Here is a 22861-nt window from a genome sequence, read left to right on the forward strand (position 1 = left end):
ATCCATTCAAGGCCTCAATCCTTATGAGGAGCATTCGCTGAAGTCAGGTTAGCAACCCGCGGGGAAACCGCCAGTTAGCGTATTAATTGCTCACGGCATGAGCGCTGCGCCGGCACGGCTGTAGCCATGCCTTTTCGAGATGACTGGCCGGGGCATTTTCTATTGGTTAAATTGGCGCGCCGCTCTTAAGGTGAGCGGCCTGGAACCATCGGGGTAATCAACATTGGCCGCTTTACCGCCAAAACATGCACAGACTCGATCTCCCTGGCGTCGCCTGTTCGCCAGGCCCGCCCGCCGCCCGAGCGCCGCTGGCGCGCTGATCCATGACTACTTTCGCCATAAGGCCCTGGACCTGGGCTACACCCTGAGCCATGGCCAGTTGCAGGTGATCGAGCGCATGGGGCAACTGGCCGACGCCCTGGAGCAGGCCACCCCGCAGGCGCCGAGCCTGTACCTGTATGGCGCCGTGGGGCGGGGCAAGAGCTGGCTGCTGGACGGCTTCTTCCGTGCCCTGCCCATCGACGAGAAACAGCGCCTGCATTTCCATGACTTCTTCGCCCAACTGCACCAGGGCATGTTTCGCCACCAGCAGCAGGCCGATGCCCTGGAAACCACTCTGGACGAGCTGCTCCGCCAGTGCCGGGTACTGTGTTTCGATGAGTTCCATGTCCACGACATCGGCGACGCCATGCTCATCACCCGGCTGTTCAAGGCCCTGTTCAAGCGCGGCATCGTGCTGCTGGTGACCTCCAACTACGCCCCCGAAGGCCTGCTGCCCAACCCGCTGTACCATGCCCGCTTCAAACCGGTGATCGAACTGATCAACGCGCGCATGCAGGTCATGGAAGTCGGCGGTGCCGAGGATTACCGGACCCACGCGCAAACCCACGAACAACAGGCCTTTACCCGGGGGCAGTATCTCTGGCCCGGCACCGCGGCCCAGCGCCAGGCGCTCAAGCTGCCCGAACGCCATGCCCCGGCAACGCTGCTGCAGGTCGGCAGCCGCCAGCTGACCACCCGCCAGCGCCAGCAGCGCAGCATCCGCTTCGAATTCAACGACCTGTGCCAGCAGCCCACGGCAGTCATGGACTACCTGGAACTGAGCCGCCAGTTCGACACCTGGATCATCGATGAACTGCCGCCACTGGCGGAGTGCTCGATCGCCGCCCAGCAGCGCTTCATCAATCTGATCGACGTGCTCTACGACCAGGACAAGCGCCTGCTGCTGATCGGCCAGCGCCCGCTGGCCGAAAGCCTGGGCGGCCACGCCATCGACCTGGCCCGCACCCGCAGCCGCCTCGGGCAACTGCAGGAAATCGGCCCCGAGCACCCGCTTGAGCAGGTAGCCACATGAGTTCGATCAGCTTTTGCGAGCTGGTGTGCCTGCACCTGCAAGATTCAACCCTCAAGCACTCCCGGCTATTTGGTCTGGAGAGTTTCTCGGCAGCCGAACTGGCGGCCAAAGGCTATGAGCGGGTCGGCGAGCCCCAGGACTTTCACCAGTATGAAAAACGCTGCACGACGCGCTACCACCAGCGAACCCTGGAGGTGCTGTTCAAGTGCTACTTCCTTGACCGGCAACGGGTCGGCAGTGGCTTCAACCTGGCCCCCGGGGCCCGCCTTACGTCCGTGCTCAAGTACAGGAAACGCCTTGCGGCCCAGCAAAACCTGCCCCCTTCGCAGTTGGCTTTCCATTTCTCGGACGACAAGCAGGAAGGCGCGGTGATTCTGGATGACCGGCACGTCATGCGTTTCAACCAATGGAGCCGCCAGGGCGCCTACCTGCTTGCAACCCTGGAGAGCGACTTCGACCTGGAAAGCCCGCTGGGCAGAGCCGCCACCGGATCGGTAAAAAATACCCTGGAGCACCACAGCCTGGAGTCGATGCTGGCTGAAGCCGGGAACTCCAGACAACCCGCGGCATTTCGCCGGCTGGCTGGAGCACTGCAAGATGCAAGCATTTGACCGCCAAGAGATTTACCGACTGGCAGAGGCACTCTTGCGCGCCATTGAACATGCCCAGCCGACGGCATTGGCGGCAGTTGGCGTGAGCCCGGCCATTTATGCAGAAATCCTCGAAGAGCTGGACAGCTCGGGAGAACAGGCCGGCGACCTGGCCCTTGCGCCCTATGACCGGGTATTCCAACCAGACCGCAGCGGCCGGGTCGCCCTGGACCTTTACCCGCTGGGCACCGAGCCATCGACCATGAGAGTGGCCTGCCAGCTGTGGTCCAAAGGCCGCAAGACCGACCTGACCCTGATTGCCGACTACGTTCAAGGAGCGGGCGCGTTGGCCTTCAGGCTGCTGGAAACCCAATAGCCCCCATCCCATGGCCGCCCAGGCAGCAAAAACCGCCGAACTGCTTTATTCTGCCCGCCTTTTTCTTCTTTCGAGTGTTGACGCTGTTCATGGATACCCTTGCCCAACTGCGGGCTGGCCAACTGGCCGGCATCAAGCGCCTGGACCTGTCCTGCGGGCTGACTGAGTTCCCCCGGGAAATCTTCGATCTGGCCGACTCCCTGGAGATCCTCAACCTCAGTGGCAACGCCCTGAGCAGCCTGCCCGAGGACCTGCACCGGCTCACTCGCCTGCGCATCCTGTTCTGCTCGGACAACTGGTTCAGTGAAGTACCGGCCTGCCTCGGCCAATGCCTGCAACTGAGCATGATCGGCTTCAAGGCCAACCGCATCGAGCGGGTGCCGGCCGCCGCCCTGCCACCGCAGCTGCGCTGGCTGATCCTCACCGATAACCGCATCGCTGAGCTGCCGGAAGAACTGGGCCAGCGCCCGCTGCTGCAAAAACTCATGCTCGCCGGCAACCGCCTGACCCGCCTGCCCGAAAGCCTGGGCCAGTGCCACCGCCTGGAACTGCTGCGGATTGCCGCCAACCGCCTGACCGAGCTGCCGCCGTTCCTCCTCGCCCTGCCGCGCCTGACCTGGCTGGCCTATGCCGGCAACCCGCTGGAGTCGGAAGCCGATGCCACGGCCCTGGAATCCACTCCGACCATCCCCTGGAGCGAACTGACCCTGGAACAGCGCCTGGGCGAAGGCGCCTCGGGGGTGATTCACCAGGCGCAGTGGCAGCCCGCCGGGCAACCGCCGCGAGCGGTGGCGGTCAAGCTGTACAAGGGCGAGATGACCAGCGACGGCTCGCCGCTGCACGAAATGAACGCCTGCATCAGCGCCGGGCTGCACCCGAACCTGATCCGCGTCGAAGGCCGCATCCTCGACCACCCCCAGGGCCAGAACGGCCTGGTGATGCAGTTGATCGACAAAAGTTTTGCCAACCTTGCAGCGCTGCCCAGCCTGGATTCCTGCTCCCGGGACATCTACCCGGACGACGCCCGCTTCAACGCCGACGTAACCCTGGGCATCGCCCGCGGCATCGCTTCGGTGGGCGCCCACCTGCATGCCCAGGGCATCACCCATGGCGACCTCTATGGCCACAACACCTTGTGGAACGCCCAAGGCGACTGCCTGCTGGGGGATTTTGGCGCAGCGTCCTTCCATGCCCAGGACGACACCGTGCAAAGCCGGGCGCTGCAACGCCTGGAAGTGCGGGCCTTCGGTATCTTGCTGGAGGAATTGCTGGAGCGCGGGGATGGCTCGCTGAGCCTGGGGCAACAGCAGAAACTGGCGGCGCTGGTGCAGCGCTGCTGCCAGCCGGAGGTACTGGCGCGACCGGGCTTTACCCAGGTCTGCGAGGAATTGGCGGGGCTTTAAAACAGCTTCGCCGGCCAGCCGGCTCCTACAAAGGTATGCAGGAGCGGGCTGGCCGGCGAATCGCCTTAGCCTGCCAGGCCGACGAACATGTCCTGCACGTCGTCATGGTTGTCCAGGCCTTCGAGGAACGCCTCGACTTCAGCCATCTGCTCATCGCTCAGGCCGCTGACCGGGTTCTTCGGCTGGTAGCCAAGCTTGGCCGAAAGCACGGTGAAACCTTGCTCGGGCAGGGCTTTCTGTACCGCATCCAGGTCCGCAGGCTCGGTCAGGAATAGGGTCGCGCCCTCTTCGCCCGGCTCGAAGTCCTGGGCACCGGCCTCGATGGCGGCCAGTTCCGGATCGGCGTCCGGGCTGTCCGGCGAGGCCTCGATCATGCCCACGTGGTTGAAATCCCAGGACACCGAACCCGAAGCGCCCAGTTGGCCCTTGCGGAACGCCACGCGGATTTCCGCCACGGTACGGTTGATGTTGTCGGTCACGCATTCAACGATCAGGGGTACCTGGTGCGGGGCAAAACCTTCGTAGGTCACGCGGTGGTACTGCACGGTCTCGCCCAGCTGGCCCGAGCCTTTCTTGATGGCACGCTCCAGGGTCTCGCGGGGCATCGAAGCCTTTTTCGCCTGTTCCACCACCAGCCGCAGGTGGGCGTTGGTGGCGGTGTCGGCGCCGTTACGTGCGGCGATGGTGATCTCTTTGACCAGCTTGCCGAAAATCTTGCCCTTGGCATTGGCTGCCGCTTCTTTGTGTTTAACCTTCCACTGTGCGCCCATTACTCACTCTCTTGATCTATGGCGTCGAGTTGGATTTGGCCGACGCGATGGGCAAGTTTATACGTCCTCAAGGCCCTGATCGACCAAAAAGTCAGTGGCTGGCAGGCTTCAGCCCTTGTCGGCCTTGCCGGCCGCCGCAGCGAAACGCGCCAGGCGCACATCCAGGTGCCGCGGCCGGCGCCCGTGGTCCTCGGCCCGTTCCTTGCGGCGGATGGCGTTGCGCACCACCAGCGAACCCAGGTAGCGGATCGGCTCCGGCGGGAAGTAGCCCAGGGGGCCATTGACCAGCGGCGAGCGAGTCCAGGGGTTGTCCAGCCCCTGCACCAGGGAGGCGAGGATCTGCCCGCCCATATGGCAGGGGCCGACGCCGCTGCCGGAATACCCGAAACCGTAGAACACATTGCCCGCGCGGCTCATCTGGCCGAAGAACGGCAAGCCGGTCACCGAGCGATCCGACGGGCCATTCCAGGTGGCCGCCACCGGCACGTCGGCAAAGGCCGGGAAGAACTGCCCCAGGCTGCGCTTGAGCAAGCCGGCGTAGGGCGACGGCTGGTCGAACACCGGCAGCATCCGCCCGCCATAGGCGAAGGTGTTGCCGCCCTTGCCGAGCATGATCCGACCGTCCGGGGTGTTGTGGTAGTAGTGCACGAAGATCCGCGAATCCAGCACCGTCACGCCGCTGGTCAGGCCGATCTGCTGCAGCAGTTGGGGCCGCGGCTCGGTGATCAGCATGTCGCTGGAAACAATCGCCACGCTGCGTTCGAATTGCGGGAAGGCCCGGGCCATCCAGGCATTCATCGCCAGTACCACGCGCTCGGCGCGGATCTGCCCCAGGGGCGTGCGCAACAGCGCCGGGCGCCCCTCCTCCAGCCCGGTCATGGCGGTGTTCTCGTGAATCCTCACGCCCAGTTGCAGGGCCACCCGGCGCAGCCCGCGCACCAGCAGGCCCGGCTGTACGCTGGCCGCCGCCGGCGAATACCAGCCCTCCAGATGCTGGCTGGAACCGGCCATGCGCTGCACGTCGGCCAGGGGTCGCTTGTCGAAGGAGTTGATGCCGCGGCGCTCCAGCGCAGCGATCACGCCGTCGGTGGAGCCGACCTGGGCCGGGTTGGTGGCCGTGTACAAAGTGCCGTCGAGGCGGTACTGGGCATCCACCCCGTAGCGCTCGCAGAAGGCGCCGATGGCATAGATGCTCTGCTCGGATTCCTTGACCAGGCGCACGGCCTCCTCGACACCGAACAGCCGCTCCAGGGTGAAGTACTTGGCCGACCAGGACAGCGCGCAGCCGCCGTTGCGCCCACTGGCACCGGCGCCGCAGATATCCGCCTCGATCAGCAGCACGTCCAGCCCGGGGTTCTGCTCCTTGAGCATGATGGCGGTCCACAGCCCGGTGTAGCCGCCGCCGACAATCGCCACCTGGCAGGTGGTATCGCCCGACAGTGGCGGGCACGCCGGTGAGGGTTGCTGTTGCAGGGCCTGTTCCAGCCAGAAAGGTCGCATGGTGAGTCTCCAGGTAAAAAACGGCGAGTGGGTTCGCTGGCAAGCCTGCTCCTACAAGCCTTCGTAGGAGCCGGTTTGCCGGCGAAGAGGCCCGAAAGTCAGGTACGCAGCGGTTTGATCAGCAAAGGTCCATTGGGAACGAGTGCGCGCACCGGATCGAGCCCTTGGGGCCGGCTGTTCCAGTACGGCACCAGCACCAGGGCCGAGACCAGGGCGCAGGCGGCAAACACGATGAACACCGTGACCGTGTCGAAGTAACCCGGCAGCAGGCCACCCAGCACCGCGCCCACCGAGCCGCAGCCATTGACGAAACCGGCCGCGGTGGCCCCGGCCTTGGCCGAGCCGAAGTCGATGGCTGCAGCGCCACAGATCATCGAGTCCGGCCCATACAGGGTCAGGCCCATGAAAAACAGCAGGGCCATCACCAGCACGACGCTGCCGGTATGCAGAGCGCCCATGAACAGCGCCAGGGACAGGGTCAGCGCCAGCAGGCTGATGACACAGGCCGGCATGCGCCGGGCGCCGAACAGCTTGTCCGAGGCCAGGCCGATCATCACCGGCCCCAGCAGCCCGGCCAGCTCGAAGCTGGTGGGCACGATCGCCGCCCCCACCTTGCCCACCGACGGCATCTGTTCGTAGACGATCACCGGCCCCCACAGCAGGATCGCGTAGCGCGCCGGCTTGAGCAGGAAGTACGACAGCCCGAGGATCAGCACCGTGCGGTTGCGCAGGATCTCGCGCAGCGGTTCCCAGACGCTCATGCGCCGTTCGGCGGCGTCTTCTTCGGCGCTCTGCGGGGGCAATGGCTCCACGGCCGGCAGGCCCACGTCCTCCGGGGTATTGCGCTGGAAGATGAAGAACAGCACCGCGGTCAGGCCCACCACCACCGCACTGGAAATGAACGCCGCGTGCCAGGTGCCGATCAGCGTATAGGCCCACCAGCCGGCAAAGGGCGAGGCCACCAGGCCGCCGAAGGCGTAGCAGGAACTCCACAGCCCCAGCACCCTGCCGCGCTGCCCGGCGGGAAAGAAACTGCCGATGTTCTTGCACAGCCCCGACCAGCCCGTGGACTGCGCCAGCCCCTGGACCAGCATGCAGGTGGCGAACACCGGCAAGGTGGCGAAGCTGCCCATCACCAGCGCCGCAGCGGCGGAAATCAGCAAGCCGCCCAGCACCACCACCCGCGGGCCGAAGCGGTCGGCGAAGATGCCCCAGGTGAACTGCCCCACGGCGTAGGCCGCCAGGTAGATGGCGTCGAGGTTGGCCATGGCCATCTTGTCGAGGGTGAAGTCGGGATCGTCGGCGATCCCGAGCTTGGCGACGGAAAAGGCTTTGCGGGTGAAGTAGAACGCCGCGTAGGCGATCCAGGTGATGGCGAAAATCTGCACGCGCCAACGTTTGATGGTGCCGATCTGCTTGTTCATTGTGGTTCTGACCTCAGGGTGAGTGTGCCGGCAGGATGCGAAGCAAACGCCTGTGTTTTTTATTCTTGAGCACTGCAGCAGGGCCCTCGCGGCGGGCGCTGCTGGTCAGATGAGTCCTGTTGCCGGCCCGTTTCGGGGACCGAAGCTGCACGCACAGGCCTCAGGGCCCGGTGCCGGTCGACCGAACGGTCACTGGGCTTGCAGGGATGGAAGCAATTACTGACTAATAAATGAAATCGATTTATCGTATTTCAAATATAAGCTCAGCTTGTAAGAGGTTTGGCCCATGTCGGTTTCCCACGCCCAATTGAAAGCCTTCCACGCCGTGGCGGTGCACGGCAGCTTCACCCGGGCGGCCGAACGCCTGTACCTGACGCAGCCGGCGATTTCCGACCAGGTGCGCAAGCTCGAAGAGCGCTTCGGGGTGCTGTTGTTTCATCGCAACAAGCGCTCGGTGCGCCTGACCGACCTGGGCGAGCGCCTGCTGGCCATCACCCAGCGCCTGTTCGTGGTGGAAGCCGAAGCCAAGGAGCTGCTGCAGGAGTCCCGGGCCTTGCAGACCGGCAGCCTGGTACTGGCGGTGGATGCCCCGGTGCATGTGCTGCCGCAGATCGCTCGATTCTGCGAGCTGTACCCCGGGATCAATGTGAAGATCGAAACCGGCAACACCGATGAATCGCTGCTGCGCCTGTTCAATTACCAGGCCGACCTGGCTCTGCTGGGGCGGGCCGTGGACGACGAGCGCCTGCTGTCTCTGACCCTGCGCAACGACCCGATGGTGGCGTTCGTCTCCCGTCACCACCCCTGGGCCGGCCGCCAGTCCATCTGCCTCGCCGACCTGGACGACACGCCCCTGGTGCTGCGGGAGGTCGGCTCGGTAACCCGCCAGACCCTGGAAGAGGAAATGAACCGCGCCGGCCTGCGCATCCGCCCGACCATCCAGGTGGAAGGTCGCGAAGCCGCGCGCGAAGCGGTGGTGGTGGGCATTGGCGTGGGGGTGGTCTCGGCGGCGGAGTTCGGCGCCGACGCCCGGGTCTGCGCCCTGCCGATCGTCGACTGCCAGAGGCGCCTGACCGAAACCCTGGTGTGCCTGCGCGAACAGAGTTCACGACGGATCGTCGCCACCTTCCTCGACCTGGTACGCGAAAGCCTGGCCTCCCCCACCGCCCTGTAGGAGCCGGCTTGCCGGCGAAGGCAATCTCCCAGGCACCACTACCGTAGGAGCCGGCTTGCCGGCGAAGGCGATCCCCCAGACACCGCTACCGCAGGAGCCTGGCTTGCCGGCGAAGGCGATCTCTCGGGCCTCTTCGCCGGCAAGCCAGCTCCTACAAGAGTGGAGGTGGGCTCAGGCTGGAGCCAGGGCGAAAAACGCCTGAATCAGGCGCAGGTCCCGGCGCCGCTCGATGCAGCCGATCATGTGCCGGTTGACCAGCCCCGCACCGCGGATCGGCACCGTGCGCACCCGCGGGTCGTGGCCAACCTCCACCGAACTGACAATGCCCACCCCCAGGTGCGCCGCCACCGCCTCGGTCACCGCTTCGCGGCTGTCCAGCTCCAGCAGCACCCGGGGCTGGACCTGGGCCAGCCCACAGGCCTCATCGAACGTCCGGCGGGTGATCGAACCCGGTTCGCGCAGCACCATGATCACCTGGTCCAACTGCTCGATGGCGACGCCCCCGGCCAGTTCCAGCCAAGGGTGCCCATCGGGCACCAGGGCACAGATCCGCGACTCGCCCAGGCTTTGCAGGTGCAGGCCCTTGCGCGGCTCGACCTCGGTCAGCACCGCCACGTCGGCATGCTCGGACAACAGCGCCGCCAGGGTTTCCTGGGCATTGCCCAGGCGCAGGTTGACCGTCACCCCCGGGTAGCGCGCCCGCAGGCTGGCCAGCATCGGCATGACCAGATGGGGGCCGTCCGCCGCCACTTCCAGGCGCCCGGTGAGCAATTGCCGGTTGGCCTCGAGCATGGCCTGGGCCTCTTCCGCCAGGCCGAACATGGCCCGGGTAATGGCCGCCAGCTTAGTGCCCTCTTCGGTCAGTTCCACCCGGCGCGCAGTGCGCCGCAGCAAGGTGATCTGGTAATGCTCTTCCAGGGCCTTGATATGCCCGGTGACCGCCGGCTGGCTGATGAACAGCCGTCCGGCGGCCCGGGTAAAGCTGCCTTCCCGGGCCACGGCATCGAATGCGCGGAGTTGAAACAGGTTCATAGCTATCGGCCTCACTGATGGCTGGCATAACAACAAACAATTTGATTGATGACAAGGCAAACTGCAATTTAGTCCCCGTAGCGTCATCCCCACCTTTTCGAGGACACAGCATGAGCATCGCCGAGCCAATCCTGCTTACCCCCGGCCCCCTGACCACCTCCGCCCGCACCCGCCAGGCAATGCTGGTGGACTGGGGTTCGTGGGATGACCGCTTCAACCAGCTGACCGCCAGCCTGTGCCAACAGCTGCTGGCCATCATCCAGGGCGCCGACAGCCATCACTGCGTGCCCCTGCAAGGCAGTGGCACCTTCGCCGTGGAAGCGGCCATCGGCACCCTGGTGCCCCGCGACGGCAAGGTCCTGGTGCTGATCAACGGTGCCTACGGCAAGCGTCTGGCGAAGATCTGCGAAGTGCTCGGCCGGGATTTCAGCACCTTCGAAACCGCCGAGGACCAGCCCACCACGGCCGCGGATGTCGAGCGCCTGCTCCAGGCCGACAGCAGCATCAGCCACGTGGCGCTGATCCACTGCGAAACCAGCACCGGCATCCTCAACCCGCTGCCGGAAATCGCCCAGGTCGTGGCCAGCCATGGCAAGCGCCTGATCATCGACGCCATGAGTTCCTTCGGCGCGCTACCCATCGATGCCCGGGAAATCCCCTTCGATGCGCTGATCGCCGCCTCCGGCAAATGCCTGGAAGGCGTGCCCGGCATGGGCTTTGTCTTCGCTGCCAAGGCCTCCCTGGCCCAGGCCGGCGGCAATGCCCATTCCCTGGCCATGGACCTGCACGACCAGCACAGCTACATGGCCAAGACCGGCCAGTGGCGCTTCACCCCGCCGACCCACGTGGTCGCCGCGCTGCACGAAGCCCTGCTGCAATACGCCGAGGAAGGTGGCCTGCCGGCGCGCCACGCCCGCTACGCCGACAACTGCCAGACACTGCTCGACGGCATGGGCGAACTGGGCCTGCGCAGTTTTCTGCCGGAAGCGATCCAGGCACCGATCATCGTCACCTTCCACGCCCCGAAAGATCCCCGCTACCAGTTCAAGGATTTCTACGAGCGGGTCAAGGCCAAGGGTTTCATCCTCTACCCGGGCAAGCTGACCCAGGTCGAAACCTTCCGCGTGGGCTGCATCGGCCATGTCGACCGCCGCGGCATGCAGGCTGCCGTCACCGCCATCGCCGAGGTGCTGCGGGAGATGGAAGTCCTCGATATCTGACTCCCCACCGAGCCTGTAGGAGCGAGCTTGCTCGCGAATCAGGCGACGCGATACCGAACCTTTTTTGCGAGCAAGCTCGCTCCTACACAGGCATCGAAACCATGAACTACAGCAACCCTTCTCAGCTGCAAGCGGCGATCCTCGACTGGGCCGGCACCGTGGTCGACTTCGGCTCCTTTGCCCCGACCCAGATCTTTGTCGAAGCCTTCGCCGAGTTCGATGTGCAGGTGTCCATCGAAGAGGCCCGCGGCCCCATGGGCATGGGCAAGTGGGATCACATCCGCACCTTGTGCGACCTGCCGGAGGTGGCCGAGCGCTATCGCAAGGTCTTCGGCCGCACCCCGACTGACGCCGATGTGACCGCTATCTACGAACGCTTCATGCCGTTGCAGATCGAGAAGATCGCCGAGCACTCGGCGCTGATCCCCGGCGCCCTGGAGGTGATCGCCAAGCTGCGTGGACAGGGGATCAAGATCGGCTCCTGCTCCGGCTACCCCAAGCAGGTGATGGACAAGGTGGTAGCCCTGGCCGCCACCAACGGCTACACCGCCGACCACGTGGTGGCCACCGACGAAGTGCCCAACGGCCGCCCATGGCCAGCCCAGGCCCTGGCCAACGTGATCGCCCTGGGCATCGACGACGTGGCCGCCTGCGTGAAGATCGACGACACCGTACCGGGCATTCTCGAAGGCCGCCGCGCCGGCATGTGGACCGTGGCGCTGACCTGCTCGGGCAATGCCCTGGGCCTGACCTACGAAGGCTACCGGGCCCTGGCCAGCGACACCCTGGCCAGCGAGCGCAAGCGCATCCACAAGCTGTTCGAGGCTTCGCGCCCGCACTACCTGATCGACACCATCGCCGACCTGCCCCAGGTGATCGCCGACATCAACCAGCGCCTGGCCCGGGGGGAAATGCCCCAGGGCAACTGATTCAGGCACGGAGCAATATTAAAAAACGGCAGTGCCTTCGGGGCCGCCGTTTTTTTATACCCGCCCACCGCCCCGACGCTGCACAGGGGGGCGATAAAAGCCGCTACAGCTCCAGGCAGACCGGCATAAAGCGGATTACAGTTAAAGCACTCCGTCGCTCAAGAACGGAGGCTTCAGACCTGATGACCGAGGATGTCCCGTATGCCCTGGAAAAACACTGAGTCTCGCTACAGCACCATGACGATCGCCCTGCACTGGTTGATGCTGGTGCTACTGGCCGTGGTTTACGCCTGTATCGAATTTCGCGGCATCTTCCCCAAAGGCAGCGGTGGTCGCACGCTGATTGTCGAAGCCCACTTCATGCTCGGCCTGACAGTGTTTGCGCTGGTCTGGCTGCGCCTGTTCGCTCGTGCCCAGGGCGTAGCGCCGAAGATCCTGCCCACCCCGCCCCACTGGCAACGGCTGCTGTTGACCCTGATGCACTGGGCGCTGTACCTGTTCATGATCGCCATGCCGATCCTCGGCTGGCTGACCACCAGCGCCAAGGGCCACCAGGTGATGTTCTACGGCCTCGACCTGCCGCTGCTGCTGGCCGAGAACAAGCCACTGGCCAAGCAGCTCCAGGGCTGGCACGAACTGCTGGGTACGGTCGGCTACTGGCTGATCGGGCTGCACGCCCTGGCCGGGCTCTATCACCATTACGTGATGCGCGACAACACTCTGCAACGCATGTGGCGCAAGCGCGGTCAGGCCTGAGCCAACAGCCCGCGGCGGCCCTGCAGGCCGCCGGTATGCACGAAGATCAACCGGCAACCCGGGGCGAAACGCCCGGCCTGGACCTGTTCCTGCAACGCCAGCAGGGCCTTGCCGGTGTACAAGGGTTCAAGCGGTAGAGCGCATTGTTGTTCAGTGAGCCGGATAAACCCGCTTAACACTTCATCGACCTTGGCAAAACCGCCGCGGCTGCTGTCCAGCAGCTGATAACCGCCGCAGCCCTGCCCGGCCTCTTGCAAGATCCCCTCGACCTGCTGCGCCACCCCGTGATCCTCGGGAACCGCCAGGGCGCCGTAGACCGGATGCGCTCCGGCCTCCGCCAGCACCAGCCCGGCCAGGGTAGTACCCGTGCCGGCGGCCAGCCACCAGCCGTGGTAGTCGCTCCAGCCCAGGCTCGGCAACTGCCGCCGCACCTGATCGCGCAGGGTCATGCAGCCCGCTGCGCCGGCCAGGCCACCGCCACCTTCGGGCACCGGGTACAACTCTGGGTACCGGGCCTGCCAGGGCGTCCAGAAACCCGCCTCGTGGCGCGCGCGATAACCGCCATAGCCCAGCCAGTGCAGGCGCATGCCGAAGGCTTGCAGGTCGAGCACCGTCGGTGTGTCCTGTGGATGGCCACGCAACAGACCCACGGTGGGAAAGGCAAAACGCCGGCCAGCAGCGGCCAGCGCATGCAGATGATTGGAATGGGCGCCCCCCAGGCTGATGATGCCGTGGGCACCGGCGGTACGTGCCGCCGCCAGGTGTTCGGTCAGCTTGAACCACTTGTTGCCACTGATCAGCGGGTCGATCAGGTCCAGGCGCAGCACCGCCACCTCGACCCCGGCCCGCGACAGCCAGTCCAGCTCCAGCCGTTGCAGCGGGGCGTGGGGTAACCAGTCGAAGGATTCGGGGAAGGACATCGGCAGCGGGGGTTCGGGGAAGAAGCTGCGCAGTCTATCAGCTCCAGGCCCAGGCTCATCCTTGTAGCCGCTGCCGCAGGCTGCGAACGGGTTCGCAGAACCCGCAAGACAGGCAACCGCGCTCGCTGGTTGCAGCGCGATTGCCCGCTGGGCGAGTCCTGCGGCCTCGTGCCCAGCCTACGGCAGCGGCTACAGGACGGCAGGCCGTTACAGCTCGGCCGCCAGACGCGAACCCTGGTTGATGGCGCGCTTGGCGTCCAGTTCGGCGGCCACATCGGCACCACCGATCAGGTGCACGTTCTGCCCTGCCGCCACCAGGCCGTCCTGCAGTTCACGCAGCGGATCCTGGCCGGCACAGATGACGATGTTGTCCACCGGCAGCACCTGGGGTTCGCCGGCCTCACCGATACGGATATGCAAGCCGGCATCGTCGATCTTCAGGTACTCGACGCTGTTGAGCATCTGCACCTGCTTGTTCTTCAGACCGGTGCGATGGATCCAGCCGGTGGTCTTGCCCAGGCCGTCGCCGACCTTGGTCTTCTTGCGCTGCAAGAGGAACACCTGCCGCGCTGGTGCATGGGGCTCGGGCTTGATCCCGGCCACACCGCCACGGGCCTGGAGCTGGGTGTCGATGCCCCATTCCTTCCAGAATGCCTGGCGATCCTGGCTGGTGGCCACACCCTGGTGCACGAGGAATTCGGAAACATCGAAGCCGATGCCGCCGGCACCGATCACCGCCACGCTCTTGCCCACCGGCTTGCGCTCGAGCAGCACGTCCAGGTAACTGAGGACCTTGGCGTGCTCCACCCCGGGAATCGCCGGCACGCGAGGGGCAATGCCGGTGGCCAGGATGATTTCGTCAAAGCCGCCGGCCACCAGTTGCTGCACATCGACGCGGGTGTTGAGGCACAGCTCGACATGGCTGGTCTGCAACTTGCGCTTGAAGTAGCGCAGGGTCTCGAAGAACTCTTCCTTGCCCGGCACTCGCTTGGCGATGTTGAACTGGCCGCCGATCTCGCTGGCGGAATCGAAAAGGGTCACCTGATGCCCACGCTCGGCAGCCACGGTAGCGGCGGACAGGCCCGCCGGGCCGGCACCGACCACGGCGATCTTCTTGATCTGCTTGACCGGCAGGTAGTTCAGCTCGGTCTCGTGGCAGGCGCGCGGGTTGACCAGGCAACTGGTGAGCTTGCCGCCGAACGTATGGTCCAGGCACGCCTGGTTGCAGCCGATGCAGGTATTGATTTCGTCAGCGCGGCCTTCGGCGGCCTTGTTGACGAAGTCCGGGTCGGCCAGGAATGGCCGCGCCATGGAGACCATGTCGGCATCGCCCTCGGCGAGGATCTGCTCGGCGACTTCCGGGGTGTTGATGCGGTTGGTGGTGATCAGGGGAATGCTCACCGAACCGCGCAGCTTGGCCGTCACCTTGCTGAATGCGGCACGCGGCACCTTGGTGGCGATGGTGGGAATCCGCGCTTCGTGCCAGCCGATCCCGGTGTTGATCAGGGTGGCGCCGGCCTGCTCGATGGCCTGGGCCAGTTGCACGATCTCTTCCCAGGTGCTGCCGCCTTCCACCAGGTCGAGCATCGACAGGCGGAAGATGATGATGAAGTTCGGGCCCACCGCCTCACGTACCCGACGGACGATTTCCACCGGCAGGCGCATGCGGTTTTCATAGCTGCCGCCCCAACGATCGGTGCGGTGGTTGGTGTGGGCGGCCAGGAACTGGTTAATGAAATAACCTTCCGAGCCCATGATCTCGACACCGTCGTATTCGGCCTTCTGGGCCAGGGTCGAGCAGGTGACGAAATCGCGAATCTGCTTCTCGATGCCTTCCTCGTCCAGCTCCTTTGGCTTGAACGGGTTGATCGGTGCCTGGATGGCGCTGGGAGCCACCTGCTTGGGGCTGTAGGCATAACGCCCGGCATGAAGGATCTGCATGCAGATCTTGCCGCCGGCCTCGTGCACCGCACGGGTCACGATCTGGTGCTTGAGTGCCTCTTCTTCGGTGGTCAGCTTGGCGGCGCCGGAATACACCCCGCCCTCATCGTTGGGGCCGATGCCGCCGGTGACCATCAGGCCCACGCCGCCCCGGGCACGCTCGGCAAAGTACGCCGCCATGCGCTCGAAGCCGCCGGGCTTTTCTTCCAGACCGGTGTGCATCGACCCCATCAGGGTGCGGTTGCGCAGGGTGGTGAAACCCAGGTCGAGGGGGGCCAGCAAATGCGGGTAAGGTGCTCCAGCCATGGTGTCACTCCAGATCGGGCAATCACGGAAAAATGCGGAAGCTCTGCGGCTTCCATCAGTAGTGCTGCACAGACTAAGAGCAGAACATCGGGCACTCAATGACCGTAACTGACAACTTAATGATCAGAACGCACACCCTTTTTCCATTCCCCCTTCCACTTAAAGTGCCGCGTAGGCCAGCGCGGCAAGTTGCTGCGGGCGGGGATCGATCATGGTGTGCCGGCCCGAGGTGGTGGTGACAAAGCCGAAGCTCACCTCGCGTTCGGGGTCGGCAAAACTGATCGGGCCGCCCAGGCCGATATGACCGAAAGTCTCGGGCCCCATGCCGAGGGAGGCAGCCGGATCGGCCGGTTGCTCCATCATGCAGCCCAGGCCATAGCGCATGGGGCGTCGCCAGATGCGATCCATGTCATTGCTGTGCTCGCGGGTGAACTCACTCAACAGGTCGGGCCCGATCAGGCGGCCCCCCAGCAATGCACTGTAAAAGCCGGCCAGGCCATGGGCGGTGCTGTGGCCGTTGACCCCCGGCTGCCGATAGGCCCACCAGCGGGGGTCGCAGGTGCGCCGGGGGACCATGCCCGGGTTGGTAAAGGCCAGGGTCGCGACATGCTCCGGCTCGGCAATGATCACCTTGCGCAGGTCCTCCGAGTAGTAGTCGCCCACCCGCCCCTCGGCGGCATCGAAATGCGCGATACGCTCAAAATCCTGTTCCTCGACCCCCAGGTAAACCTCCAGGTCATGGGGCCGGGTGATCCGCTCGTGGATGAAGGTGCAAGGCTCTCGACCGTCAACCCGGCGAATCAACTCACCGATGACCCAGCCAAAGATAGTGGTGGCATACCCCAACCCGGTTCCTGGCTGCCACCACAATGGCTCGGCAGCCAGGATCTCAACCATGTGCTCCCAGTCATACATCATGGCGTTGTGATTGGGCCCGCGCAGCGCCGGTATGCCGGAGGTGTGGGTCATGACCTGGCGCACGGTGACCCGCCCCTTGCCGCCCTGGGCAAACTCGGGCCAGTAGCGGGCCACCGGCGCGTCGAGCTCCAGCTTGCCCTCCTCCACCAGCATCAGGGCAGCCACTGCGGCCAAGGGCTTGATGGTGCAGAAGGTATTGGCCAGGGTGCCGTGGTGCCACGGCTTGTTGCCCTCCAGGTCCGCCACGCCGGCCCACAGGTCGACCACGGTCTGGCCGCCGACCTGCACACAGAGCCCGGCGCCGCGCTCCTGGGGATCATCGAACATTGCCTCGAAGGCGTGCAGCACGGCTTCGAAACCCTTCGCACATGTTCCTTGCGCTTCCATTCTCAAAACTCCCATCCATCGTCATGCCGCCCTGGCGAGAGTCGGCCAGGGTCAGCATGAGTTAAAAACCGAAACCAAGAGGCCGGTTGCATTCGTCAACGGCAATGCAAACCTGTGATAACAAGAACAATAAAGGTGCAAAGGACCTTCAGCCTCTGGACTGAAAGTGGACCGTATCCAACTTGAAACGATTTGCCCGCTTGTAGGTACCGAAGTCATTGAAACGAACTCCGGCCTTCGCCATGACTTCATGGGCATAGGGCGCCGTCATCTGTCGAAGATAAAAAGGATCTTTCACGACAAAATGGTGAATACTGTGAGTACTGCCAAAGTTGAAACAGAACAACTGGAACGGCCACAACAGCCAATGGTTCATTACTTGGGTTTGCTGTAGAGCATTGCGTGGCGCAACATCACCATAATAATGCATATTGGAACTGATGAAATACAGGCAGAACTGTCGAATCATATTCGGCGCAACAACAATGACCACTACACAATCAATCACGTTCATCACTTGCAGCACTAACGGCGAACTTGGTGGCGGCACTCCTGCCAGGCCGCCCAGCCAGGTAGACAAGTGATAACCCAGGAACACATACCAGCTGCCCCAGTACAGGAGCCCGAAAGGGGTATTGAGGCGAATGATCCTGGCCAGCAGTTTCATTTTCTGCCGCCAGCCCGGCGCGCAGACCGCATTCACAAAGCCGAACAGGAAGCCATCCATCAGCTTCAGCAGCCTGAGAATGCCCCAGGGGTTGCCGCTGGTGGTGATCCAGGCCTCGACATCGGTGGCGGTTCCGGATTCCTTGTGATGATGAAAGTGCAGGCCGCGCCTGAGCCAGGGGCTGGGCATTCCCGGGCGCGTCAGCCAGCACAGCAGCATCATGAAGTTATGGGCCAGAGGCTGTTTCCGGAAATACAGACGGTGAATCAGGTCATGTTCAAGTTCATGAATGATCGAGGTCGACAGCGCGTTTACCAAGATGCACAACCACGCGGGCATGATGCCCTTCACATACAACACACCAGTCACCACCATAACTGTCACCGAAACAGCCATGGCACTTGCACCCAGGGCGTTCTGATAGTTCAGGACAGGATAGCGTCTGCGTAGTTCGTTACCATGCTCGGTAATTTGGCGGGTGACTTCTTCGATCTTTTGCTGGTCAGTTACGGAGCGACCGCAATCAAGTTCCTTTTCTATGGAGTTCATCACTTCATCCTTTGAAGAAAATGAGTGGAGGCGAACTTCAATAGAAAGACATACTTCGATAGCAAAACAACCAATTGGGCCGAAACGGCGGCTACAACTGATAAGTGGCCCCCTGGACCGCTGGTTTTTTTAACAACTGTTATGAATGACCCAGCAGTCCACTTTGGAACTATTAGTTAGCCACTATTGAGCCTCTTCGGATAAGTCCCGAAGAACTTTCAAGATTGCTTCATTGTCGAACAACCCATCAACCTGCAAAACCTCAAACTTCAACGAAAGTAGGGGCAACTGCACTAAACCTGACGCGCTCGACGCAGGCCCGCAGCACCCTGCCAGCCCTCTCTCCCCTGAGGCGACATCGCAGGCGCAGCCCAGGGAAAAGCCCGAAACGCCACGGAAAATGACCCATTTCATGCAAAAAAACGCTCTAACACACTGTTTTCCTGTACCTTTGGTCCAAATATCCGAGAAATGTCACGATCCAGCACACGGCCGCTGACTGTTTTCCCATGCGCAAACTTCTCTACATCACCCTCACCCTGGCCCTGCTTGCCGCCATCACCAGCTACGCCATCTGGACCCGTGATCGTCCAGGGGCGCACTACCTGTCGGACCTGCGTATCCAGCTCGCGGTGGACCAGGGTGTGCCTGCCGACCACGGCAACCTGCTGGCAATCCAGCCCGAGCTGTTCCCCACCGACTACCAGAGCATCGAGCGCCTGCATCGCAAGCTTGCGGCCTACATGCAGCAAGCCCGTGACAAGGGCCTGGTCAATGACAAGACCATCGTCGTGCTGCCCGAGCATGTCGGCACCTGGCTGATGGTCAGTGGTGAAAAGAATGAGCTGTATCAGGCCACCTCTCTGAAAGAGGCAATGAACTGGCTGGCGGTGAGCAACCCGCTGCCGTTTCTCAAGGCGCTGATCAGCGCCAGGGGTGACAGCCGCCTGGACGATGCGTACCTGCGCATGAAGGCCAAGAGGATGGCTCGGGACTATCAGTCGCTGTTCGGCGGCCTGGCCAAGGAGTTTCATGTGACCCTGGTGGCCGGCAGCATCATTCTTCCAGAACCCAGTGTCAGCCAGGGCAACCTGCAGATCGGCAGCGGCGCCCTGTACAACAGCAGCCTGGTGTTTGGCAGCGATGGCCTGCCCATGGGCCAGCCCCAGCGGCAGATCTACCCGACCTACGCCGAAAGCGGCTACGTGAAGGGCGATGCCGACAAAGCGCTGGAGGTTATCGACACCCCGGCCGGGCGCCTCGGTGTGCTGATCGGCAGCGACAGCTGGTACCCCGACAACTACCGCAAGCTCAATGACCAGCACGCCCAACTGGTGGCGGTCCCGGCCTTTGTCATGGGCCGTGATGGCTGGGACAAACCCTGGCGCGGATACAAGAGCATCGCCACCCCCAGCGAAGTCAGCCTCAAGCCCGAGGAAGTCAGCGAGGGGGAGGCCTGGCATCGCCTGACACTGACTGCGCGCGCACCCAGCAGCCTGGCCAGCGCCGGGGTCAGCGTGTTCCTGCGCGGTCAGTTCTGGGACCAACGCAGCAGTGGCCAGAGTTTCATCAACAGCAACGGCCAGACCTTTGCCGACGACGGCAACCGCGGCGCCCGCCTGCTGAACATCTGGTTGTAGGCCAATGAAAACCCCACCGATGCGCCTGGGCGACTTGTCGGTGGGCTTCGTCCATAGCCTGGTGGACGCGGTCCTCAGCTACGGGCAGGACCCCACCCCCTTGCTGGAACAGTACGCCCTGGACGCCGCGCGCCTGGGCGAAGCCGGAGCGCGGCTGTCAATCCCGCGCTACATGCGCCTGGGCCACGGGGCGATCCAGCTGACCGGAGACCCGGCCCTGGGCTTGCGCATGGGCCGCCTGAGCCGGCTGAGCCAGGCCGGCCTGGCCGGAGTGACCGCAGCCCAGGCCCCCACCGTGCGCGAAGCCGCGCGCTGCCTGACCCGCTTCGAAGCTCTGTATGGCTCCAACTATCGCGGCCAGTCGAGCTTTCACGAGGATGCCAGCGGCGCCTGGCTGTGCTTCTACTCCATCAGCCCGTACAACGCCTACAACCGCTTCGTGGTGGACTCGATCATCTCCGGCTGGCTGCAGCAGTTGTCCAGCGTCGCCGACCAGGCGATCCACGCCGAACAGATCGATATCGAATTCCAGCGCCCGGACTACCACGAGGCCTATGCGGTGCTCGGCCCCACGCCTATCCAGTTCGGCGCCGAACAGAACCAGCTGCGCCTGAGCCAGGCCAGCCTGGGCCTGCGCAACCCGCAGCATTGCCCAAGCACCTGGCGGCATCTGGTGCAGTTGTGCGAGAGAGAACTGGAACAACTGACCCGCACCCGCAGCCTGCGCGAACGCATCATTCAGATGCTGGGGCCTTTGCTCAATGGCGGCCGCGAGCCCGACCTGGAAGAAGTGGCGATGCGCCTGAAGCTGCCGACCTGGACCCTGCGGCGCAAGCTGGCGGAAGAAGGGACGCAGTTCCGGGCGATTCTCAATGACACCCGCCGCGACCTGGCCATGACCTACATTCGCGATACTGAACTGGCGTTCGGGGAGATTGCCTATCTGCTGGGCTTTGCCTCAGCCGAGGCGTTTCAACGGGCCTTCAAGCGCTGGAATGGCCAGACCCCCGGGGATTTTCGCCGCAGCCACCGACAATTCGGCTAGAGAAACGGTAAAAAAAACGCCACCGGCGTTACAGCTCGGTGGCGTCTTCTGCAGGTTCCAGAGGATCCAGCTCGAAAGCCTGATACTCCAGCAGTTCCTCTTGGTATTCGTCCATGGCGGACTCCTTTTTCCGTTGTTGAAAGACCTTGTTCAATAGCCCTGTGCCTAATGACCATCGGGATCAGCATAAAGTGCCGGGATGACAGAAAAAATACTACCCCCCAGGTCAGGATTTCTATCATTAAAACGTAACAGCCCGTGAGGAATTTAACCCTCGAACACAGATGCAACTGCAACGATTGCAATTGCAATCATATTTGCCAATCCGTTAGGGTAGCCGCTCTCCCCCCTTGCGGACGGCGCCGAGCATGAACCCATCCTCACTTTTCCCCACTCGCCACAAGGCCCTCGCGCAACAGGCGGCCCAGGCCTGCCTGGACCTGCTCAGGAGCGCCCGCCCCCCTGGCGGTTCGCCACTCAACACCGTGCTGGAGATGGCCAATACCCTGGAGCTGGACCGGCGCACCGCACGCCAGTCCTTTGTGGTGCGCAGCCACGGCGCACCACAAAGGAGTACCCGGATCAGCGCCTGGCCATTGTGGTTCTCCACCGACAGCGCGGAAAAACCCCTGCTCTATCTGCACCGCTGCAGTTCTTCGGCGCAGTTGTGCGCGGTCAGCGCCGAGACCGCGGCGCGGGGCATCCTGTGCAACGACAGTGAGACCCAAACCTCCCCATGGCCCAAGGGTGCCGACCCGTCACTGGCGTTGTGGCTGGCCCACAACCCGCACTGCCTGCCATTCGACCCGGCCACTGGCGCAGAGGCCGAGGCGATTGTCCTGGAGGCCCTGCAACGCCTGTATATCGAGGGCCAGCCAGGCTTCTACTACCTGGCCCTGCATGACCATGAGCTGCAACTGGAACTGACGCCCGAGCAACGGCAAGCCGCATTGCAGGGCATGTACAAGGTGACGGACACCACTGCCCACCCAGCGGCGGGGCGCGTGCGCCTGCTGGGCGCCGGCCGGGCGTTTGCTCAGGTCAGGGCCGCGGCGGATCTGCTGCAGCGTGATTGGAAGGTGGCCAGCCAGCTCTGGAGTTGCCCCAGCTACACCCGCCTGGCGCGGGAAGCGGCTGCGGCGCAGCATTGGAATCGCCTGCATCCTGGGCAGGAGAGGCGCGGCTCACACCTGCAGCGCTGCCTGGCGGATGACTCGGCGCCCGTGATTGCAGTGACTGGCTACGGCCAGGCGGTGGCCGAACAGCTACGCCCTCACCTCAAGGCCGAGCTGGTGGCCCTGGGCACCGACTCCTTCGATGCCGCCCGCGACCCGCGACGCGGCCGCTGCCCCGAGGCACGCTGGATCGCCGTGCTGGCACTCAAGAGCCTGGCAGACGCTGGGCAATTGCCCATGCAATGTGTGGAACAGGCCATGGCGACCTATGGCCTGCCCTGACGGTACCGGGCTCAGCTTTTGGAGCCTGTGTCGCCACCATTGGCCGCCGCCCGGGCCAGGGTCGCGGTGCGTTCCAGGGCATCGGCAAAGGCGTGTTTCTGCTCGCTGTCCAGTTGCGAGAGAAACAGCTCGGCCACTGTCGCCTCGTAGATTTTCCACATCTTCTTGCGCAGCTTTCGGCCTTCGTCGGTGATGCTGACAAAGGCCGCGCGACCATCGCCCTCGCAGCGCGAGCGCTGCACCAGGCCGTCTTTTTCCAGGCGGTCCACCAGGCGCGTGAGGTTGTAGCGCTCGATGGCCAGCACATCGGCCAGTTCGTGCATGCGCCGGGTACCTTCGGCGCCGCTTTCCAGGCCCCAGAGGGCGTCGTACCAGGCATACGCCGGCAAGCCGGCCTGGGCCAGGCGGCGCTCGATTTCGCGAATCACCGTCCGGTGAGCCCTGACAAAACGGAACCAGACATCGGGCTCTTTTGAAGACATGCCACACCATCCGAAGGTTTG

Annotated in this window: 21 protein-coding genes; 11 read left to right on the top strand and 10 right to left on the bottom strand. The window is 63.9% G+C overall.

Features of this window, described 5'->3' with window-relative positions; translation table 11 throughout:
- Positions 1–223 precede the first annotated feature (223 nt).
- The 4 genes from zapE to PFLCHA0_RS20115 all read left to right on the top strand — a co-directional run bounded on the left by zapE (position 224) and on the right by PFLCHA0_RS20115 (position 3723).
- Entirely contained in the window at positions 224–1354 is a 1131-nt protein-coding gene (gene zapE / locus PFLCHA0_RS20100) for a cell division protein ZapE (RefSeq protein WP_015636330.1), read from the top strand.
- On the top strand, positions 1351–1965 hold the full coding sequence (locus PFLCHA0_RS20105; protein ID WP_015636331.1) for a hypothetical protein: 615 nt from the start codon (positions 1351–1353) through the stop codon (positions 1963–1965). The genes zapE and PFLCHA0_RS20105 overlap by 4 nt, the downstream gene beginning before the upstream one ends.
- Positions 1952–2320 (top strand): hypothetical protein, encoded by a 369-nt coding sequence (locus PFLCHA0_RS20110; protein WP_015636332.1) that lies wholly within the window; start codon positions 1952–1954, stop codon positions 2318–2320. Before PFLCHA0_RS20105 ends, PFLCHA0_RS20110 begins: the two co-directional genes overlap by 14 nt.
- 89 nt (positions 2321–2409) lie before the next feature.
- The gene (locus PFLCHA0_RS20115) at positions 2410–3723 is read left to right on the top strand and encodes a leucine-rich repeat-containing protein kinase family protein (protein ID WP_041752421.1); all 1314 of its coding nucleotides are present in this window, start codon (positions 2410–2412) and stop codon (positions 3721–3723) included.
- A 65-nt stretch (positions 3724–3788) separates the two neighbouring features.
- Here PFLCHA0_RS20115 and PFLCHA0_RS20120 read toward each other — a convergent pair whose 3' ends face one another.
- From PFLCHA0_RS20120 to PFLCHA0_RS20130, 3 genes are all read right to left on the bottom strand, one after another.
- On the bottom strand, positions 3789–4493 hold the full coding sequence (locus PFLCHA0_RS20120; protein WP_011062247.1) for a YebC/PmpR family DNA-binding transcriptional regulator: 705 nt from the start codon (positions 4491–4493) through the stop codon (positions 3789–3791).
- A gap of 108 nt (positions 4494–4601) precedes the next feature.
- Positions 4602–5993, bottom strand: a complete 1392-nt coding sequence (locus PFLCHA0_RS20125; protein ID WP_011062248.1) for an FAD-dependent oxidoreductase — start codon at positions 5991–5993, stop codon at positions 4602–4604.
- Positions 5994–6091: 98 nt separating this feature from the next.
- Complete coding sequence (locus PFLCHA0_RS20130) at positions 6092–7417, bottom strand: MFS transporter (RefSeq protein ID WP_015636334.1); 1326 nt, start codon at positions 7415–7417, stop codon at positions 6092–6094.
- Between the two features lie 286 nt (positions 7418–7703).
- Between PFLCHA0_RS20130 and PFLCHA0_RS20135 the strand changes: the two genes are divergently transcribed.
- Complete coding sequence (locus PFLCHA0_RS20135; RefSeq protein WP_011062250.1) at positions 7704–8591, top strand: LysR substrate-binding domain-containing protein; 888 nt, start codon at positions 7704–7706, stop codon at positions 8589–8591.
- A 171-nt stretch (positions 8592–8762) separates the two neighbouring features.
- Here PFLCHA0_RS20135 and PFLCHA0_RS20140 read toward each other — a convergent pair whose 3' ends face one another.
- Positions 8763–9623 (bottom strand): LysR substrate-binding domain-containing protein, encoded by an 861-nt coding sequence (locus tag PFLCHA0_RS20140; RefSeq protein ID WP_015636335.1) that lies wholly within the window; start codon positions 9621–9623, stop codon positions 8763–8765.
- A gap of 110 nt (positions 9624–9733) precedes the next feature.
- Between PFLCHA0_RS20140 and PFLCHA0_RS20145 the strand changes: the two genes are divergently transcribed.
- The 3 genes from PFLCHA0_RS20145 to PFLCHA0_RS20155 all read left to right on the top strand — a co-directional run bounded on the left by PFLCHA0_RS20145 (position 9734) and on the right by PFLCHA0_RS20155 (position 12528).
- Positions 9734–10843: a 2-aminoethylphosphonate--pyruvate transaminase gene (locus PFLCHA0_RS20145; RefSeq protein WP_015636336.1), complete on the top strand. Its 1110-nt coding sequence runs from the start codon at positions 9734–9736 to the stop codon at positions 10841–10843.
- A gap of 101 nt (positions 10844–10944) precedes the next feature.
- Positions 10945–11772, top strand: a complete 828-nt coding sequence (phnX, locus tag PFLCHA0_RS20150; RefSeq protein ID WP_015636337.1) for a phosphonoacetaldehyde hydrolase — start codon at positions 10945–10947, stop codon at positions 11770–11772.
- Between the two features lie 201 nt (positions 11773–11973).
- Positions 11974–12528 (top strand): cytochrome b, encoded by a 555-nt coding sequence (locus PFLCHA0_RS20155; protein WP_015636338.1) that lies wholly within the window; start codon positions 11974–11976, stop codon positions 12526–12528.
- On the opposite strand, the gene PFLCHA0_RS20160 is transcribed toward PFLCHA0_RS20155, so the two are convergent.
- The 4 genes from PFLCHA0_RS20160 to PFLCHA0_RS20175 form a co-directional block, all read right to left on the bottom strand.
- The gene (locus tag PFLCHA0_RS20160; RefSeq protein ID WP_011062255.1) at positions 12519–13448 is read right to left on the bottom strand and encodes a 1-aminocyclopropane-1-carboxylate deaminase/D-cysteine desulfhydrase; all 930 of its coding nucleotides are present in this window, start codon (positions 13446–13448) and stop codon (positions 12519–12521) included. The genes PFLCHA0_RS20155 and PFLCHA0_RS20160 overlap by 10 nt on opposite strands.
- Positions 13449–13655: 207 nt before the next feature.
- On the bottom strand, positions 13656–15695 hold the full coding sequence (locus tag PFLCHA0_RS20165) for an NADPH-dependent 2,4-dienoyl-CoA reductase (protein ID WP_011062256.1): 2040 nt from the start codon (positions 15693–15695) through the stop codon (positions 13656–13658).
- A 159-nt stretch (positions 15696–15854) separates the two neighbouring features.
- Complete coding sequence (locus tag PFLCHA0_RS20170; RefSeq protein ID WP_011062257.1) at positions 15855–17000, bottom strand: EstA family serine hydrolase; 1146 nt, start codon at positions 16998–17000, stop codon at positions 15855–15857.
- A gap of 148 nt (positions 17001–17148) precedes the next feature.
- On the bottom strand, positions 17149–18216 hold the full coding sequence (locus tag PFLCHA0_RS20175) for a fatty acid desaturase (RefSeq protein ID WP_015636339.1): 1068 nt from the start codon (positions 18214–18216) through the stop codon (positions 17149–17151).
- Positions 18217–18725: 509 nt separating this feature from the next.
- On the opposite strand from PFLCHA0_RS20175, the gene PFLCHA0_RS20185 reads away from it, so the two are divergent.
- The gene (locus PFLCHA0_RS20185; RefSeq protein ID WP_015636340.1) at positions 18726–19856 is read left to right on the top strand and encodes a carbon-nitrogen hydrolase family protein; all 1131 of its coding nucleotides are present in this window, start codon (positions 18726–18728) and stop codon (positions 19854–19856) included.
- 4 nt (positions 19857–19860) lie between these two features.
- A complete protein-coding gene (locus PFLCHA0_RS20190; protein ID WP_015636341.1) occupies positions 19861–20901 on the top strand; it encodes an AraC family transcriptional regulator in 1041 nt (346 codons plus the stop codon).
- A 28-nt stretch (positions 20902–20929) separates the two neighbouring features.
- Here the strand turns inward: PFLCHA0_RS20190 and PFLCHA0_RS32100 are convergent, their stop codons facing one another.
- Complete coding sequence (locus PFLCHA0_RS32100) at positions 20930–21055, bottom strand: hypothetical protein (protein ID WP_011062261.1); 126 nt, start codon at positions 21053–21055, stop codon at positions 20930–20932.
- 214 nt (positions 21056–21269) lie between these two features.
- Here PFLCHA0_RS32100 and PFLCHA0_RS20195 point away from each other — a divergent pair, with 214 nt between their 5' ends.
- On the top strand, positions 21270–22358 hold the full coding sequence (locus PFLCHA0_RS20195; RefSeq protein WP_015636343.1) for a transketolase-like TK C-terminal-containing protein: 1089 nt from the start codon (positions 21270–21272) through the stop codon (positions 22356–22358).
- An 11-nt stretch (positions 22359–22369) separates the two neighbouring features.
- On the opposite strand, the gene PFLCHA0_RS20200 is transcribed toward PFLCHA0_RS20195, so the two are convergent.
- Positions 22370–22840, bottom strand: a complete 471-nt coding sequence (locus PFLCHA0_RS20200; protein ID WP_011062263.1) for a MarR family winged helix-turn-helix transcriptional regulator — start codon at positions 22838–22840, stop codon at positions 22370–22372.
- Positions 22841–22861: the final 21 nt, after the last annotated feature.

The sequence above is a fragment of the Pseudomonas protegens CHA0 genome (genome assembly GCF_000397205.1).
Classification (GTDB): domain Bacteria; phylum Pseudomonadota; class Gammaproteobacteria; order Pseudomonadales; family Pseudomonadaceae; genus Aquipseudomonas; species Aquipseudomonas protegens.

What these genes read in the sequence shown, in the direction of transcription:
- PFLCHA0_RS20115 (WP_041752421.1), top strand. Translation starts at nt 2,410, where the DNA reads ATGGATACCCTTGCCCAACTGCGGGCTGGCCAACTGGCCGGCATCAAG.
- PFLCHA0_RS20130 (WP_015636334.1), bottom strand. Translation starts at nt 7,417, where the DNA reads ATGAACAAGCAGATCGGCACCATCAAACGTTGGCGCGTGCAGATTTTC.
- PFLCHA0_RS20165 (WP_011062256.1), bottom strand. Translation starts at nt 15,695, where the DNA reads ATGGCTGGAGCACCTTACCCGCATTTGCTGGCCCCCCTCGACCTGGGT.
- PFLCHA0_RS20190 (WP_015636341.1), top strand. Translation starts at nt 19,861, where the DNA reads ATGAAAACCCCACCGATGCGCCTGGGCGACTTGTCGGTGGGCTTCGTC.
- PFLCHA0_RS20175 (WP_015636339.1), bottom strand. Translation starts at nt 18,216, where the DNA reads ATGAACTCCATAGAAAAGGAACTTGATTGCGGTCGCTCCGTAACTGAC.
- PFLCHA0_RS20185 (WP_015636340.1), top strand. Translation starts at nt 18,726, where the DNA reads ATGCGCAAACTTCTCTACATCACCCTCACCCTGGCCCTGCTTGCCGCC.
- PFLCHA0_RS20200 (WP_011062263.1), bottom strand. Translation starts at nt 22,840, where the DNA reads ATGTCTTCAAAAGAGCCCGATGTCTGGTTCCGTTTTGTCAGGGCTCAC.
- PFLCHA0_RS20135 (WP_011062250.1), top strand. Translation starts at nt 7,704, where the DNA reads ATGTCGGTTTCCCACGCCCAATTGAAAGCCTTCCACGCCGTGGCGGTG.
- PFLCHA0_RS20120 (WP_011062247.1), bottom strand. Translation starts at nt 4,493, where the DNA reads ATGGGCGCACAGTGGAAGGTTAAACACAAAGAAGCGGCAGCCAATGCC.
- PFLCHA0_RS20160 (WP_011062255.1), bottom strand. Translation starts at nt 13,448, where the DNA reads ATGTCCTTCCCCGAATCCTTCGACTGGTTACCCCACGCCCCGCTGCAA.
- PFLCHA0_RS20125 (WP_011062248.1), bottom strand. Translation starts at nt 5,993, where the DNA reads ATGCGACCTTTCTGGCTGGAACAGGCCCTGCAACAGCAACCCTCACCG.
- PFLCHA0_RS20110 (WP_015636332.1), top strand. Translation starts at nt 1,952, where the DNA reads ATGCAAGCATTTGACCGCCAAGAGATTTACCGACTGGCAGAGGCACTC.
- PFLCHA0_RS20140 (WP_015636335.1), bottom strand. Translation starts at nt 9,623, where the DNA reads ATGAACCTGTTTCAACTCCGCGCATTCGATGCCGTGGCCCGGGAAGGC.
- phnX (WP_015636337.1), top strand. Translation starts at nt 10,945, where the DNA reads ATGAACTACAGCAACCCTTCTCAGCTGCAAGCGGCGATCCTCGACTGG.
- PFLCHA0_RS20145 (WP_015636336.1), top strand. Translation starts at nt 9,734, where the DNA reads ATGAGCATCGCCGAGCCAATCCTGCTTACCCCCGGCCCCCTGACCACC.
- PFLCHA0_RS20105 (WP_015636331.1), top strand. Translation starts at nt 1,351, where the DNA reads ATGAGTTCGATCAGCTTTTGCGAGCTGGTGTGCCTGCACCTGCAAGAT.
- PFLCHA0_RS20155 (WP_015636338.1), top strand. Translation starts at nt 11,974, where the DNA reads ATGCCCTGGAAAAACACTGAGTCTCGCTACAGCACCATGACGATCGCC.
- PFLCHA0_RS20195 (WP_015636343.1), top strand. Translation starts at nt 21,270, where the DNA reads ATGAACCCATCCTCACTTTTCCCCACTCGCCACAAGGCCCTCGCGCAA.
- PFLCHA0_RS20170 (WP_011062257.1), bottom strand. Translation starts at nt 17,000, where the DNA reads ATGGAAGCGCAAGGAACATGTGCGAAGGGTTTCGAAGCCGTGCTGCAC.